This is a genomic window from Collimonas arenae (genome assembly GCF_000786695.1).
Classification (GTDB): domain Bacteria; phylum Pseudomonadota; class Gammaproteobacteria; order Burkholderiales; family Burkholderiaceae_D; genus Collimonas; species Collimonas arenae_A.
On the sequence record NZ_CP009962.1, the window covers coordinates 5,085,160 to 5,101,764 of the forward strand.

Sequence of the window (16,605 nt, forward strand, 5' to 3'; positions counted from 1 at the left end):
TTTGCGTAAGTCCTGGGTATAAATGGTTTAAGCTACGGGCATAACAGACTATTGTAGCTCTCGGGGAAAATAAAAGATGGCTGATCAAATCGACAATCAATTACCACTTGGCGCCATGCCGCAACTGCGCGTGATGCCGATGCCGGCCGACGCCAATGTCCACGGCGACGTCTTTGGCGGTTGGATCATGGCACAAGTCGACATCGCCGGCTCGCTGCCGGCCACGCGCCGCGCCAATGGCCGCGTCGCCACCATTGCGGTGAACTCCTTCTTGTTCAAGCAACCGGTATTTGTCGGCGACCTGCTGTCTTTTTACGCCGAGATCGTCAAGGTCGGCAATACCTCGATCACGGTCAACGTCGAAGTCTATGCGGAACGTAACCGGCTGCAAACGGAGATCGTCAAAGTGACCGAAGCGACGCTGACCTATGTCGCTACCGACGACCAGCGCAAGCCGCGCAAGCTACCTCAGCTCACGCCTTGATTGGTTTCTGTCTATTTTCTACTTAGAGGCTGTTGCAAACGCACCTGGCGTTGTTGCCCTTGCAGGGCGCGCCCGGACTTGCAAGCCCGGGGCGTTCCGCAGGCAGACGACAGTGTCGCCTGAAACCCCTGCTACACCCTCCTAGCCGTACTACTCGTACTGTCTTCGTCGGAGCGCCTAGCCATCTGTGTTCGCAACAGCCTCTTACTTTCTCGCCGGGGCCTGATGCGCACCCAATTCGCCTGAAATCCCGGCAGCCGCGGCCTGCACCACTGCAATCAGTGACTGCATCCGCTCAAGCGGCATGTAAGGCAACGTGCTGGAGACACTGATGGCGGCGACGATGGCGTGGCTGGCGTCGTAGATCGGCGCCGCCACACAACGTATCGACGGTTCATTGTCTTCCAGGTCGAAAGCGTAGCCGCCTTTAGCGTACTCGCGCATCTGCTCGCGAAACTCGGCCCAGCTGCGCTTCGGCAGCAAGCGGGAAGTATCGACGCTGGTAGCCGAGCTGCGCTTCTGGTACAGGTTTTTCCATTCGTCCTCGCTCATTCCCAGCATCAGCGCCTTGCCGACGCCGGTGGTGGCGATAGGCATGCGATGCCCCACCCGCGAACGCATTTCCAAACCCTTCTTGCCGGGAATCTTGTCCAGATAGAGTACGTCGTCGGCATCTTGCAAAGCCAGGTGAATCGTATCGCCGGACTGTTCAGCCAAGCGCTCCAGATAAGGCCGAGCCACCACGCTCAGCGAAACTTCATCGCGCGCCTGGAATCCCAGTTCAATCAGTTTCGGCCCCAGTGCATAGCCGATGCTGGGCGTAAAACGCAGGAAGCGCTCCTGCACCAGGCAGTTGGCCAACCGGTGTGTAGTACTACGCGTCGTGCCGAGCAGTTGCGCGATGTCTTTCAGGTCGCGCGCGCCGCCGGCTACCGCCTGTAGCACCGCCAGTCCACGCGTCAAGGTCTGGGTCCCGGTGGGCGCTGCAGCGACGGCGTCATCTGCGTTGCCGGCGTTATCAAGCGAGTCTGGAGTTTGTCGCATCACGCGTCTTTCAAATCAATAAATCCCATATATTGGGACATAGTATCATATATTGACAGGGGATGACTATCAGCATAAAGTACGCAGCTACGGATTGCCTGCATAGTCACCGGTAAGAGGCAAAAATCAGGCGATGCTTCAGGCGATCCTATGACAGCAATCCCAACAACTCCAGAATCTGCGAAACCGATGACTAAGCCACTGCAGCAAACCCGCCTGATAGCACTCGATTGGGGTACTTCCTCGCTGCGCGCCTACCGCCTGGGCGCCGACGGCAAGCGACTTGAGTTGCGGGCGCTGCCTTGGGGCGTCATGCAGTTGCCGCCGGCCGGCACTGAACCCAACGCCGGTTTTGAAGCTGCTTTCGAACAAGCTTGCGGCGACTGGCTGCTGGCTGAACCAGGTACGCCCGTGATCGCCGCCGGCATGGTCGGCAGCCGCCAAGGTTGGTCCGAAGCGGCTTATCTGGAAGTGCCGATTGCAGTCGCCCATATCGGCAGCAACCTGAACGTCGTGTGCAACCGCCATGGCCAAGCAATCCATATCGTGCCCGGCCTGATTGAAAATTCTTTGCTGCCGAACGTCATGCGAGGCGAAGAGACCCAGGTAATCGGCGCGCTGTCGCTGAGTGGTGACAACGCAACCGGGCACGCTGAACATATCCTGATCGGCCTGCCGGGCACCCATTCGAAATGGGTGCACGTACAACATACGACAGCGCAAAGCGAGCTGACCCATTTCGATACCTTCATGACCGGCGAGGTGTATGCAGCACTGTGCGGGCACACCATTCTCGGGCGCGGCATGGAAGCCGCCGCGCCAGAAGTGGCCAGCGTCTGGCATGGCTTCGAGCGCGGCCTGCAAGTCGCAGGCACTGCCGCTGGCGCAGCGGGCGTGCTGTCGACCATATTCAGCACCCGTACGCTGGGCTTGACCGGCGTACTCGATGGCGCTGGCCAGCGCGAATATTTATCTGGGCTGCTGATCGGCCACGAAATCGCGGCCTTGAAAACGCTGTTGCAGAATCAGGGGCGCCTGCCAGACCGCGTCATGCTGGTTGGCGAAGACGGATTATGCCAACGCTATGCAAACGGGTTGCACGCCTATGGCTTTGCCGGCATTGAGATAGTGCAGCAAGCCACCGAGCGCGGATTGTGGCAACTTGCTCTCAGCGCAGGTTTGCTACCGCACACTGAGCGCACCAATTAATGCGGGCCTCTATCAGGAATCCATCATGTTGAAAAACGCATTGAAGCAGTGCGGACTGATCGCCATACTGCGCGGCGTCAAACCGCTTGAGGTGGCGGCCATCGGCCTCAAGCTGTATGAAGCCGGCTTCAGGATCATTGAGGTACCGCTCAACTCGCCCGAACCTTACGACAGCATCCGCACCTTGCGCACCACCCTGCCGGCAGACTGCTTGGTGGGCGCAGGCACCGTCTTGACCACAGATCAGGTGGCGGCAGTCAAACGCGCGGGCGGTGAAATCATCGTAATGCCGCATAGCGATCCGCTGGTGATCGCTGCCGCCAAGCAGGCTGGCATGGCGTGCGCGCCCGGTGTCGCCACGGTCACCGAAGCGTTTGCCGCACTGGCGGCCGGCGCCGACGTCTTGAAAATGTTCCCGGCCGAGCAGCTGGGTGCACACGTGGTCAAGGCATGGCGTGCGGTCATCCCGCACGAAATCGCCTTGCTGCCGGTGGGCGGCATCACGCCGGAAAACCTGGCGGCATTCATTGACGCCGGCGCTTCCGGATTTGGCTTGGGATCGGCCTTGTACAAGCCGGACCTGAGTGCAGAACAAGTGGGCCAGCATGCCAACAAATTTGTTGCTGCATGGTGCGCGGTACAAGAGCAACGCAGCAAATAATAGTTGACCAGGCGCGGGCCGACCCGCCGCCTGTAACCAGGAGACCCATTTAATGAAAATCACCAAACTCACCACTTACATCGTACCGCCGCGTTGGTGCTTTCTGAAGATAGAAACCGATGAGGGTGTGGTCGGATGGGGCGAGCCGGTGGTGGAAGGCCGTGTGCATAGCGTCGTTGCTGCGGTAGAAGAATTGTCCGACTACCTGATTGGCAAGGATCCGCGCCATATCGAAGACCATTGGACAGTGCTGTATCGCGGTGGCTTTTATCGCGGCGGCGCCATTCATATGAGTGCGCTGGCCGGTATCGACCAGGCTTTGTGGGATATCAAAGGCAAGGCGCTCGGCGTTTCCGTCAGCCAGTTGCTGGGCGGCCCGGTGCGTGACAGCATCCGCGTTTATTCCTGGATCGGCGGCGACCGGCCGGCCGATACCGCGGCGGCGGCCAAAGATGCCGTGGCGCGCGGCTTTACTGCAGTGAAGATGAACGGCACCGAAGAATTGCAGTTCGTCGATTCATATGAAAAAATCGAAGCGACATTGGCCAACGTCGCCGCAGTGCGCGAGGCGGTCGGTCCGCATATCGGCATCGGCGTCGATTTCCATGGCCGGGTGCATAAGCCTATGGCGAAGATCCTGATCAAGGAACTGGATCCGTACAAGCTGATGTTCATCGAGGAACCGGTGCTCAGCGAAAACTACGAAGCGCTGAAGGAACTCGCGCCCTTGACCAGCACGCCGATTGCGCTGGGCGAGCGCTTGTATTCGCGCTGGGATTTCAAGCGCGTCCTGAGCGAAGGCTATGTCGATATCATCCAGCCGGATGTGTCGCACGCCGGCGGCATCACCGAAACCCGCAAGATCGCCACCATGGCGGAAGCTTACGACGTCGCGGTGGCACTACATTGCCCGCTCGGGCCGATCGCGCTAGCGGCCTGCCTGCAAGTCGACGCGGTGTCGTATAACGCGTTCATCCAGGAGCAAAGTCTGGGCATTCACTATAACGAGAGCAACGATCTGCTCGACTATGTGAAGCAGCCGGAAGTATTCGCCTATGACAAGGGCTATGTCACGATTCCGCAAGGACCGGGCCTGGGCATTGAAATCAACGAAGAATATGTCAAGGAACGGGCCGCTATCGGTCATCGCTGGCGTAATCCTATCTGGCGTCACAAGGACGGCAGCTTTGCCGAGTGGTGATACATAGCTGGATAAAATCACCGTAAAAAAAACAAACCCCGGATACGCTTATGGCATATCCGGGGTATTCACTTCACAACGGCGGCATCCGGCAAGATGCTACTGTTTTCAGACATCCTGTTTCAGGCAGCTTGCTTCTGCTCCGCGGGCTTTTCATCGCGCAATTCGCGGCGCAAGATCTTGCCGACATTAGTCTTCGGCAGATCGGTGCGGAACTCAATGTACTTCGGCCGCTTGTAGCCGGTCAACTGCTCACGGCAATAAGCCATCAACTGTTCTGCCGTCAGCGACGGATCCTTGCGCACCACGAAAATCTTCACGACTTCGCCCGCATGCTCGTCCGGCACGCCGACGCAGGCGCATTCCAGAACGCCGGGGTGCTGCACCACGACGCCTTCGACTTCGTTCGGATAGACGTTGAAGCCGGAGACCAGGATCATGTCTTTCTTGCGGTCGACAATCTTGGTGTAGCCACGTTCATCCATGACACCGATATCGCCGGACTTGAAGAAACCGTCTGCGGTCATGACCTTGGCGGTTTCATCGTCGCGGTTCCAGTAGCCGCGCATCACTTGCGGGCCGCGAATCGCGATTTCGCCCGGCTGGCCCAGCGGCACCGGATTGCCTGCGTCGTCCAGGATGGCGATCTCGGTCGACGGCAACGGCAAGCCGATAGTGCCGCTGTATTCGGTGATCGTGCATGGATTGGCGCTGGCGATTGGCGAAGTTTCGGACAAGCCGTAACCTTCTATGATCGGGCATCCGGTCACTTCTTTCCATTTGTCGGCAACTGCTTTTTGCACTGCCATGCCGCCACCGACGCACACCCGATAACCGGAGAAATCCAGCTTGGCGAAATCTGGATGGTGCAGCAGCGCGTTATACAAGGTATTCACAGCCGGGAAAGTATTGATCTGGTACTTCGACATTTCCTTGATCAGGCCTGCGATGTCGCGCGGATTCGGAATCAGCAGGTTCAACGCGCCTTCGCGCATACCCAGCAAACCACATACTGTCAGCGCAAAAATATGGTACAGCGGCAAGGCGCATACGAATGCCAGTTGCTCGACCTTCGGTCCTTTGGCAAGACCAGGCGACAGCCATGCTTCAGCCTGCAACACGTTGGCCACGACATTGCGATGCGTCAGAGTCGCGCCTTTGGAGACGCCGGTAGTGCCGCCGGTATATTGCAGGAACGCGACATCTTCCTGGCCCAGCGTGACTGCGCCCAATTGCATCGAAGCACCTTGCGAGACCACGCTATTGAAAGGCGTCGAGCCAGGCAGGGAAAAGCCCGGCACCATTTTCTTGACATGCCGCACCACCAGGTTGACCAGCAAGCCTTTGACGCCCATCAGGTCGCCCATGCTGGCAACCACGACCTGCTTGATCTTGGTGCGCGCCACCACTTGCTGCAAGGTCGTGGCGAAATTTTCAAGGATGAAGATGGCTTCTGCGCCGGAATCGTTCAGCTGGTGCTCGAGCTCACGCGGCGTGTACAGCGGATTCACGTTCACCACGATATAACCGGCACGCAAAATGGCGGCGATCGCCACCGGATATTGCAATACGTTCGGCATCATGATGGCGACTCGCGCACCCTTTTGCAGGCCCTTGGCTTGCAGCCAGGCGCCGACTTTGCGCGACAACTGATCGACTTCGGCGTAAGTCAGGTATTTACCCATGCAGGCATAGGCATTGCGCGCCGCATATTTCTGAAACGCCTCTTCCAGCAATTGCACCAGCGACTGGTACTGGGTGTAGTCGATCTCAGTGGCGACGCCTTCAGGATACGACTTGAGCCAAAATTTATCCATGTTCTGCCTTTAGTCTCTGCTTGTTATAAATGCATTGTTTTTGGCTTGTTTCACTTGGAATGAAGAAAACACGCCGATAGGGGATTTGGTAAGCACTCTGTCCGCTAAAAAAGCACGGTTGTGTTTTTTTGTTCTATCGCGATGCTATCGGGCAAAGCGTCGGCATGCAAGCGTTTTGATGCATATTTGAGCAAATCATCGACACTGAGCTTCATGTTGTGGTGCAACAAAATCTCTGCCCGCAGGTGCTTCACGCCCTCCTCGTCCGGACTCCATTTCACGTGCGCCACAGCTACCGCCGGGTGCTCGAACAAGACCTCTTCAATCTGCCGAGGAAACACCCGCTGGCCACCCCGTACCAACATATTACTCTTGCGGTCGATAATAGAAACAAAACCATCTTCATCAATGCTGGCGACGTCGCCTGTCGCAAACCAGCCTTCATGCAGACGCTCCTTGCTTATTTTTTTGGCAATCAGATTCAAGGCTGTGGCGCTAGGTCCGGCGCCGGTTGCGTTGGCGTAGCCCTGATCATAGCCGGCGAACAGCTGCGGGCCGCGCACCCACAACTCGCCAAGGGTATCGGCAGGCAAGGTTTCGCCGCTATCAAGATCGACCACTTTCACTTCGGTATCTGGCAACGGCACGCCAACCACGCCTGGATTGCGGCGGGCCGACAGCGGCATCGCCAAAACGGCTGGCGACGCTTCAGTCAGGCCATAGGCTTCAACCAGGCGGCCACGCGTCAGTTTTTCAAATTCTTCGCGGATTTCCTGCGCCAGCGGCGAACCGCTGACGGCGCATACGCGTATCGACGCCAGGCCGTAGCGCCTTACACCCGGCGTGTGCGCCAACTCGCGCACCATACGCGGGGTGGTCGGGAAATAGGTCGGCCGCATTTTTTTCACTGTCTTTAGCAAGGGCTCCAGCTCCGCCCCGGGCAACAGGATCAGCGTTGCGCCCAGATAAACGCCAAGGTGCAACACACCGGTCAGGCCATATGCGCTAGACAAAGGCTGCTGCGCCAGAAAGCGTTCGTCGCCCGGCCGCGATTCCGGCAGCCAGTGACGCAACTGCAAAGCATTAGTCGCCAGATTGCGGTGCGAGAGCGCCACTGGCAGCGGCGTACCGGTAGCGCCATAGGTGTAGACCACTACCGCAATGTCGTTGACGTCTTGCACCAGCTCGACCGGATAGATCGCGCCGCGTCCCAAAACCTGCTTGAATTTCAGATAGCGCCGCTCTTGCTTGCGATGCTGCTTATCCTGCCGGAACCATGGCAGCCAATGCCCCTCCTGGACATGATGCAGGGCGGCGAACTTGAGCTTTTCCCGCCAGCCCATGTGATCGATCATCGAAGCGAATATCACCCGCCGCAAGCCGGCTGCGCGGCGATCGCTTTGCAACACGTCGCGCAATTCGTCATAGCGATTGGTGGTCGTCACCAGCATCACCGCAGCCGCATCTGCGATGCGCGTCAGCAAAATTTCGGCCGGCGTCGCTGCATCGCTCAGCACCGCAACCGCGCCGGCTTTGAGAATACCGAAATAGGCAATCACCAGCGACGGGATATTCGGCAAGGCCAGCAAGATCCGTTCCCCAGGTTTGACCCGCATTTCAATCAAGCCATGGGCAAAGCGATTGGCCTGGCGGTCCAGTTCACGCCAGTCGATCTTGCCGCCACGGTATGAGAGTGCCGTGGTCTTGCCAAAGCGCCGTGCAGTGGCTTCCAGCAAACGCGGCAAGGCTACAGTCGGCAACTTGATGCGGTAAGGCGTGCGGGCATCGTAGAATTTCAGCCACGGCCGTTCGCTCTCCAGTTGCTTGCGTGCGGCGCGCCGCTCGGCCTTTTGCCGGATGCGACGCTCGGCTTGCTCCGCCGGATCGGATTGCATCTGCAGAAAACGTTCGATCGCACGATTGACGGCGTCCGGCCGTTCCACCATCACCTGGTGCGCGGAGACCGGCACGATCACTTCCTCGGCGCCCGGGATCAGGCTGGCCACTTCTTTATAGGCCGCTTCATCGAACAGGATATCGCGGTGGCCAAGGATCACCAGCGCAGGCACTTTGACGGCGCGCAGATAGTCGCTGCCGTCCCAAGGGAGCAAGGCATTTTTGTTTTGCAGATACACCACATGCGGCGGTGGATAAATGCGGGCGGCAGTAATGCCAAAGTACGGCATCAGCTTACGCACCATGCCAAAAATCGGCGGCGGCATGCGCAATAGGGTTCTGCCGGCCCAGCGCAACCGGAAACGCGCCGCCGAGGCGATCATGATCAGCGCCGACACGCGCTCGGGAAACTGCTTGAGAAAGTAGGAAGACAGCGCGCCACCGAATGAATGGCAAACCAGGATGAACTTTGGCGGCAAGTCGAGCAAATCCAGCGCGGCGGCGATATCGGCCACCAGTTCCGGTACGTCATAGCGCGCGCCATCGGCCTCGGTCGGCGCATCGGTATAGCCATGGCCGCGCAGGTCAAGCGCGATCACCCGATAGTCGGCCTGGAACTGTTCCAGCTGGTACTCCCAGTAAGCAGCGCGGCCGCCAAAGCCGTGGATGAACACCATGGTCGGTTGCTGGCTTCTCGTTCCGCGGCCATATTCCGGGCCGGCGTCGAGCACGCTCATCTCAAGCGCGGCGCCACCGCCACGCGCGAGGCGTCCGGGCAATGTCAACGTGCTGCGATGCAGGTCGGTATTGAAGGTCATCTTGTCATTGTAACCAATCGCCCGGCACAATACGATGACACGTACGGACCAGCTAACGCCCCTGCTTACGATCTGCCGCCGGCGGCGCTTTCGCCAGCTCGCTCAACTGTCGGTGTCTTTCTTCCTTACTGAGTGCGGCAAGCTTGGCCACCGCGATATAAAACTTCGGCAGCGTCTGCTGTTGTGCCAGCAGAGCCTTGAAACCCGGCACCAGGTCGTAATAGGTCGCTACCAGCGCCAGATGCGCGTTCGACAGCGGCTCGGCAAACCAGCGATCATAACCGGTGTAGCCGCCCCAGCTTGCCTTGAGCCGTCGATAGTCCGCCTGCAAGGCGACAAAGATCTCCGCCTTCCGTTGCAGCTTCTGCGCATCGCTGAGTTCGCTGTCATAGTTGCTGGCCAGCTGTTCACGGTACTTGAGCAACAACGCCAGGAAATCTTCCTTGCGCCCTTCAAACTGGACGTAGGCATCGCGCATTTTCTGATCGCCGACTGCTTGCAGCCAACGCTCCACGCCGGCTTGCTCCACGGTGGTGGCGAACGATTCATTGAATTGGGTATCGTCTTTGGCATAGACAGTCTGATGCGCCAGCTCATGGAAAATCAAGCGCGCCAGCTCGCCATCAGGATATTTAATAAAAGTCGACAGCAGCGGGTCGTTAAACCAGCCAAGCGTTGAATAAGCCGGTACGCCGCTGACCTGGACATCGTAGCCTTGCGCACGCATTTCGGCGGCAAATCTCTGCGCTGCGCCCTTGCTGAAATAACCGCGGTAGTTAACGCAACCAGCTACCGGGAAACACCATTGCTTGGGTTCCAGCGACAGCGCCGGCGCCGCCACTACGTTCCACAAGGCAAAGGGACGTTGCAGATCGGCGTACTCCGTATAGCTGCGATTATCCGGCAGACCCAACTCGCTGACAGCAAAGCGCCGCATTTGCTTGGTGCGCTTTAGCTTGGCTTTGAGGCCGGCGTCGACACTCGGATCGGCCAGCCAGTCGTCGATCGGATGAGCCCGGTCCAGCAAGGAAAACTGACCGTTGGCCGCCTGCCCGTAATATGCCAGCTGTGCACACCCGGAGATCAGCACCAAGGCCAGCAACGGGATCAGCCGGCGCGCGCTCATGCGTTGGCGCTAATTCCGGCAAGAGTGCCGATATCGGCCTTTTCCACCTCCACCAGCACATCGTAGAAGGTCGGTGCGCGTCCCATATCGGTCAGACGCTGGCTAGTCACCTCGTTGGCGTTCTTGCCATCGCTGGCCATTTTTTTCCACCAGATCGACAAGCCCACCACCAAACCGGTTCTTGCCTTGTCGGTCACGCGAAGCTTGGCGTTGAAGCTACCGCGGTCATTGTAGATGCGCACCGTATCGCCACTGACCAGACCACGCTGCAAGGCGTCCGCCGGATGCATGTCAAGGTGTGGTTCGCCTTCGGTATCGCGCAGACTTTTGACATTCACGAAGCTGGAATTGAGGAAGTTGCGCGCGGGCGGTGAAATCATCCCCAGTGGATATTTTTTCGCCAAATCCGGATTGCTGGCGCGCGATTCATAGGGTGCAATATAAGTCGGCAAAGGATCCAGCCCATCCTTTAGCATTTGCGCGCTGTAGAACTCGCATTTGCCGGATGGCGTCGGGAAACCACCGTCAGCAAACGGCGCATCCGACAGGCTCAGTTTTTGCCAGCCGTTTTTCTTCAACGAATCCCAATCGAAATGGACGGCGCGCACATTGTTGCGGTCGAATGCCTGGGCAGCGATCTCGTCGTCGCTCTCGCGGAAGCAAGCGTCATCGAAACCCATGCGCTCCGCCAGCAAACGGAAAATCTCGGTATTCGGCTTGGCTTCGCCTAATGGCGTAATCGCCGCGTTATTGGCCAGCATGTACAGATGGCCGTAGGCCGAATGCGCATCGACATGTTCCAATTGCGTGGTGGCGGGCAGTACGATATCGGCGTAGTCGGCCGTATCGGTCTGAAAATGCTCCAGCACTACGGTGAACAGATCCTCGCGTGCAAAGCCTCGTGCGACAGCGCCTGATTCCGGTGCAATCGCCACCGGGTTCGAGTTATAGACGATCACGGCTTCGATTTTCGGACCGAATTCGGGTGAAGATTCACGCAGCAAGTCGTCACCGATGGTACTCATGTTGATAGTGCGCGGCGCCATGCCTTGCCTGGTCAAAAAATCGGGACGTTGCAAAACATGATTATTCTTTGGGAAGCTGTCCGATAACGACAGTTGAACGCCACCGGCGGCCTGACGCCAGGCACCCACCAGTGCTGGCAAGCAGGTGATATTTCGCACCGCCATGCCGCCGCCATGCACTCGCTGCAGTCCATAATTGACTCGGATCGCCGCGCCCTCGCCGCGCAACGCAGCAGTACCATAGACACGCGCAAGCTCGCTCACTTCGTCGGCGCTGATACCGCACACTTCTGCGGTCTTTTGCGGCGTCCACTCCAGCACCTGTTGCTTTAGCTGCTCAAAACCGAACGTGTGGCGGGCGATGTAATCATGGTCCAGCAAATCTTCAGCAATCAGCACATGCATCATGCCGAGCGCCAGTGCAGAATCGGTTCCCGGCAACAGCGCAATATGTTGATGGCATTTGTCGGCGGTGAGCGAACGGTAAGGATCGATGGCAATCAGCCGGGCGCCGTTGCGCTTGGCTTCTTGTGCGCGCATCCAGAAATGCAGATTCGATGCGATCGGATTGCCACCCCAGATCAAGATCAGCTTGGCGTTCTGGAGCTGTTCCAGGTCCATGCCAATTCTGGCGCCTATTGTGTATTTGTAGCCGGTGCCGCCTGCCGACGCACAGATGGTGCGGTCCAGCAATGAAGCGCCTATGCGATTGAAAAACCGCATCGACATGGATTCGCCCTGCACCAGGCCCATGGTGCCGGCGTAACTGTAGGGCAGGATTGCTTGCGGATTGCGTGCAGCTATGTCGGCCAGCCGCTCTGCGATGGTGCCGATCGCTTCATCCCAGCTGATCTGGACAAACTTGCCTTCTCCCTTTTTACCAACCCGCTTGAGCGGATACAGCAAACGGTCCTTGTGATAAGTGCGTTCGGTGTAACGTGAGACTTTAGTGCACAAGACGCCAGCCGTGGTCGGATGGTCAGGATCGCCGCGCACTTCGGTGGCGACGCCATCGGTGACCGTCACCAACAGAGCACAGGTATCAGGGCAGTCATGCGGGCACGCGGCACGAACGGTGGAAGTAGTCATAATGTCATTAGAACCAGAGCGCTTCAATCCGTTACTTTAGCAAAATCCGGCCAGACAGGATGGCATTTAGATCGCTACCGCCATTTTTTTCCTATGCGCCAGTCTGCAACTGCATGCCCGGATCCATCAGTCGCAGCATGAACGCTTCACACTGCGCCACCTGTTCCAGCGCCACGAACTCGTTCGGCCGGTGCGCCTGTTCGATGCTGCCCGGGCCGCAAACCACGGTGGGAATACCAGCGCGCTGGAACAAGCCGGCTTCTGTACCGTAGGAGACTGCGCCATGCGCCTGGTTGCGCGCCAGCGCCTTCGCTAACTGAACCACTGCATCGTTCTCCTGCATGTTGAGTCCCGGGGCGGAAGCCAGCCATTCAAAATCGATGGCAGCGTTCGGTTCCACCCTTTGCATTTCCGGTAACAGGGTCGCAGCAAAAGCCTGGATTTCCTTATACAGACGTTCAACATCGATACCCGGCATGGTGCGCGCTTCAAATTCAAACTTGCAATCCTTGGGTACGATATTGGCAGCTAGGCCGCCATGGATGATGCCGGTCTGCATCGTGGTGTAGGGGACAGTAAAACCGTAGTCGCGCGTTTCCAGCTGGGCAAAGCGGTCGGCCATCTGCCGGATATAGACAATGATGCGCGCCGCATATTCGATCGAATTGACGCCCATGGTGGTGTAGCTGGAATGCGCTTCGCGGCCGCGGATGCAGCAGCGGAAACGATGTGTCCCCTTGTGCGCGATAATCGGCTGCATCGAGGTCGGTTCGCCGACAATGCAAGCCGCCGGCTTCAATCCCAGTTCCTGTAAATCCTTGATCAGCCCTTGCACGCCGATGCAGCCGACTTCTTCGTCATACGACAAGGCAAAGTGCAGCGGCGCATCCATCTTGGCGGCCAGAAATTTCGGCGTCAGCGCCAGCGCAGTGGCGATATAGCTCTTCATATCAGCCGAGCCGCGGCCGTACAGCAAACCTTCCTTGATGGTGGCCTTGAACGGATCGCTATCCCAAGCCTGGCCTTCGACTGGCACGACGTCGGTATGGCCAGACAAGATCAAGCCCGGCTTGGAGCCTTCACCGAGTGTCGCAAACAGATTGGCTTTCTTGCCGCTGGCGTCGTAAGTCAGGCGCGACTTGACACCGAATCCGGCCAGGTAGTCGCGGGTCCATTCGATCAATCCCAGGTTGGAATCACGCGATACGGTCTGGAACGCGATCAGGCGTTCTATCATTGCCATGACATCGGCTGATGGTGTCAACTGGGTTGCAGGCGGTATGTTCATAATTAGTGTCCTCTACGCTAACCATCATTCAGATGGCAGGCGGAAAAATGGTTGTTGCTGATTTCTTTTAACTCCGGCTTCTCTACTTTACAGCGCGGCATTGCATGCGGGCAGCGCGGATGAAAGTGACAACCGGAGGGCGGATGCAGCGGCGACGGAATTTCTCCCTTCACCGCAAAAAATTCGGTTCTCCTGACTTCCAGATTGGGCGCCGACGCCAGCAAAGCCTGGGTATACGGATGATTGGCGCGGGAAAAAATCGTATCCGTCGCGGCCAATTCCACGATACGGCCAAGATACATGATAACCACCCGGTCCGACAAATGCCGGACCACGCCAAGGTCGTGACTAATGAACAAGTAAGTCAGGTCGAGTTCATCGCGCAGCTTCATGAACAGATTCAGCACCTGCGCCTGGATCGACACGTCCAGCGCCGCGACGGCCTCATCGCACACCAGGAATTCCGGCTTGACCGCCAGCGCTCGCGCAATCCCCACACGTGCGCGCTGGCCGCCAGAAAACTGATGCGGAAAGCGGCGCAGCATGCTGCCGTCCAATCCTACCCGTTGCAACAGGCTTTCGACGTATTCACACTGCTGCGAGGCGCCCACCATGCCATGCACTCGCGGCGCTTCGCCGACAATGTCTTGCACACGCATGCGCGGATTCAGGGAAGCATAGGGATCCTGGAAAATCATTTGGATCGTCAATTGTTTCTTGCGCCTTTCAGACGCGTCAAGCTGTTCCAGCGACTGCCCTTTCCACAAGCGAACGCCTGCGCTAAGGTGATGCAAACCGACCGCCATCCTTCCTAATGTCGATTTGCCGCAGCCGGATTCGCCAACCAGCCCCACTACCTCGCCACGACTGATGCTCAGGCTGACGTCATCAACTGCATGCACTACTTCTTGCCGTGCGCCGGCCCCGAACAGATTAGCTATTTTTGCAGCGCTATCCAGCTCCTTGACGAAGCGCTTGCTGACGGCCTGCAATTCCAGCAGCGGCGGCGATGCCGTCTTTGTTACTACTTCGTTTTCAAGATTCCGGTTCATTGCGCAGCCTCCATAACACTAGCTCGCATTGGATGGTAACAACGCAGCATGCGCTGTTCAATCTCACGCAACTGCGGCGTCTGCTGGCATTCAGCAGTGGCATGGACGCAGCGCGTACGGAAAGCACAGCCTTCCGGCAAGTTCAGCAGCGATGGCGTCATGCCGGGAATCTGCTGCAGCGGCTGGCCGCGTGGATTGCGCGACGGCGCCGACGAGATCAGCCCATGTGTGTAAGGATGCCGCGGACGTTCCAGGACTTGCTGCACCGTGCCGCTTTCGACAATACGGCCAACGTACATCACCGATACCGTGTCCGCTAGTCCGGCTACCACCGACAGATCGTGCGTAATCCAGATCAACGCTGTGCCGGATTCCCTGCACAGCTTCTGCATCTCATACAGGATCTGCCCTTGTATTGTCACGTCCAGCGCTGTGGTCGGTTCGTCGCAAATGATCAAGTCCGGCTTGTTCAGCAAGGCGATCGCAATAGCAACCCGCTGCCGCATGCCGCCAGAGAATTGATGAGGATACGCTTGCAACCGTTCGTCTGGGGAGGCAATACCGACCCGCGCCAGCGCTTCGCGCGACATTTCATGCGCCACCATGCGGCTCACATTCTGATGCGCGCGCACTGCTTCCATCATTTGCGTATCGATGCGCAACACCGGGTTCAGCGTCATCATCGGATCCTGGAAAATCATGGCGATGCGATTGCCGCGGATCTTGCGCATGGCTTCCGCCGACAAGCCGCGCAGGTTATTCCCTTGCAGCAGAATCTCGCCGGCGACGATTTTTCCGGGCGCATCGATCAGCCCCATGATGAAATAGCCGGTCATCGATTTGCCGGATCCTGATTCTCCGACCAAGCCCATGATTTCACCACGCTTGAGCGAAAACGAAACTTGGTCGACCGCTTTGACCAAGCCTGCCCGGGTAGCAAACTGGGTCTGCAGGTTATTGACGACCAATGTCGCTGGTGTATCCATAGTGATTTATTGCGTCTGCAAGCGTGGGGTGAGGACGTCGCGCAACTGGTCCGCCACCAGGTTGATCGTGACCACGGTCAGCAGCAAGGCGATGCCGGGAAATACGCTGATCCAGTATTTCCCGGAGAGCAGATACTGGAAGCCGTTGGCGATCAGCAGGCCTAGCGATGGTTCCGTGATCGGCAAGCCAAGACCAAGAAAGGACAACGTTGCTTCCAGCGAAATTGCCGACGCCACTTGCAAGGCAGCGATCACGATCAAGGGCGGCAGGCAGTTAGGCAGCAAATGCCGGAACATGATGCGTAGCGGGGACAAGCCGAGCGCCGTGGCGGCTTCGATATATTCTTTCTTGCGCTCTACCAGCGCTGCGCTGCGCGTGGTGCGTGCGTAGTAAGCCCACTGCACCGTTACCAGCGCAATAATGATCTTGTCCACGCCACGGCCAGTCAGCGCCAACAGAATCAGTGCGATCAGGATAGGTGGGAACGACAGCTGGATATCCGCCACCCGCATGATAAACGCTTCGGTACGCCCGCCGGTGTAACCGGCCAGCAAGCCAAGGATCAAACCTAGCGATAGTGCAATGACCGTACTCGCCACGCCGACCATCACTGAAATGCGGATGCCATACAAAATCGCCGACAACATGTCGCGCCCCTGATCGTCGGTACCGAGCATATAGGTCACGCTGCCGTCGATCGAGGTCTTGCCCGGTTCAAGGCGTGAATCCATGACGTCCAGCTTGGCCAGGTCGTAGGGGTTTTGCGGCGACAAAACCGGAGCGAAGATCGCCGCCAGCAAGACCAGCGCCAGTAGCACGAAACCGATGGTTGCAATCTTGCTGTTGAAATAATTTCGCACGAAGCGTTGCCATGGTGTCTCTACTTCGGCTAGCATTTGCGTCATCTA

At 58.1% G+C, this 16,605-nt stretch carries 13 protein-coding genes; 4 read left to right on the plus strand and 9 right to left on the minus strand.

Annotated features, from left to right (window positions below; translation table 11 throughout):
* The first annotated feature begins 76 nt into the window (after window positions 1-76).
* Window positions 77-484 carry an acyl-CoA thioesterase gene (locus LT85_RS22455; protein WP_038493387.1) on the plus strand — a complete coding sequence of 136 codons (408 nt, stop codon included), beginning with the start codon at window positions 77-79 and terminating at the stop codon, window positions 482-484.
* A gap of 204 nt (window positions 485-688) precedes the next feature.
* Here the strand turns inward: LT85_RS22455 and LT85_RS22460 are convergent, their stop codons facing one another.
* Window positions 689-1,528: an IclR family transcriptional regulator gene (locus LT85_RS22460; RefSeq protein WP_038493390.1), complete on the minus strand. Its 840-nt coding sequence runs from the start codon at window positions 1,526-1,528 to the stop codon at window positions 689-691.
* Between the two features lie 189 nt (window positions 1,529-1,717).
* Between LT85_RS22460 and LT85_RS22465 the strand changes: the two genes are divergently transcribed.
* The 3 genes from LT85_RS22465 to dgoD are packed head-to-tail and all read left to right on the plus strand — an operon-like array spanning window position 1,718 to window position 4,599.
* Complete coding sequence (locus LT85_RS22465) at window positions 1,718-2,737, plus strand: 2-dehydro-3-deoxygalactonokinase (protein WP_038493394.1); 1,020 nt, start codon at window positions 1,718-1,720, stop codon at window positions 2,735-2,737.
* Window positions 2,738-2,762: 25 nt separating this feature from the next.
* Window positions 2,763-3,398 (plus strand): 2-dehydro-3-deoxy-6-phosphogalactonate aldolase, encoded by a 636-nt coding sequence (locus LT85_RS22470; RefSeq protein WP_038493397.1) that lies wholly within the window; start codon window positions 2,763-2,765, stop codon window positions 3,396-3,398.
* Between the two features lie 52 nt (window positions 3,399-3,450).
* Window positions 3,451-4,599, plus strand: coding sequence for a galactonate dehydratase (dgoD, locus tag LT85_RS22475; RefSeq protein WP_038493400.1), 1,149 nt, complete (start codon window positions 3,451-3,453; stop codon window positions 4,597-4,599).
* Between the two features lie 122 nt (window positions 4,600-4,721).
* On the opposite strand, the gene LT85_RS22480 is transcribed toward dgoD, so the two are convergent.
* The 8 genes from LT85_RS22480 to LT85_RS22515 form a co-directional block, all read right to left on the minus strand.
* Window positions 4,722-6,416: a long-chain fatty acid--CoA ligase gene (locus tag LT85_RS22480; protein ID WP_038493402.1), complete on the minus strand. Its 1,695-nt coding sequence runs from the start codon at window positions 6,414-6,416 to the stop codon at window positions 4,722-4,724.
* Window positions 6,417-6,520: 104 nt separating this feature from the next.
* Window positions 6,521-9,130, minus strand: a complete 2,610-nt coding sequence (locus tag LT85_RS22485; RefSeq protein ID WP_156117614.1) for an alpha/beta fold hydrolase — start codon at window positions 9,128-9,130, stop codon at window positions 6,521-6,523.
* Window positions 9,131-9,182: 52 nt separating this feature from the next.
* Window positions 9,183-10,256 (minus strand): aminopeptidase, encoded by a 1,074-nt coding sequence (locus tag LT85_RS22490; RefSeq protein ID WP_038493406.1) that lies wholly within the window; start codon window positions 10,254-10,256, stop codon window positions 9,183-9,185.
* Window positions 10,253-12,370, minus strand: a complete 2,118-nt coding sequence (locus tag LT85_RS22495) for a molybdopterin-containing oxidoreductase family protein (protein ID WP_052135401.1) — start codon at window positions 12,368-12,370, stop codon at window positions 10,253-10,255. The genes LT85_RS22490 and LT85_RS22495 overlap by 4 nt, the downstream gene beginning before the upstream one ends.
* A gap of 91 nt (window positions 12,371-12,461) precedes the next feature.
* A complete protein-coding gene (gene argE / locus LT85_RS22500; protein ID WP_038493408.1) occupies window positions 12,462-13,658 on the minus strand; it encodes an acetylornithine deacetylase in 1,197 nt (398 codons plus the stop codon).
* A 17-nt stretch (window positions 13,659-13,675) separates the two neighbouring features.
* Window positions 13,676-14,710: an ABC transporter ATP-binding protein gene (locus LT85_RS22505; RefSeq protein WP_052135402.1), complete on the minus strand. Its 1,035-nt coding sequence runs from the start codon at window positions 14,708-14,710 to the stop codon at window positions 13,676-13,678.
* Window positions 14,707-15,696, minus strand: coding sequence for an ABC transporter ATP-binding protein (locus LT85_RS22510; RefSeq protein WP_038493411.1), 990 nt, complete (start codon window positions 15,694-15,696; stop codon window positions 14,707-14,709). Before LT85_RS22510 ends, LT85_RS22505 begins: the two co-directional genes overlap by 4 nt.
* A gap of 6 nt (window positions 15,697-15,702) precedes the next feature.
* On the minus strand, window positions 15,703-16,602 hold the full coding sequence (locus LT85_RS22515; protein ID WP_038493414.1) for an ABC transporter permease: 900 nt from the start codon (window positions 16,600-16,602) through the stop codon (window positions 15,703-15,705).
* Between the last annotated feature and the right edge of the window lie 3 nt (window positions 16,603-16,605).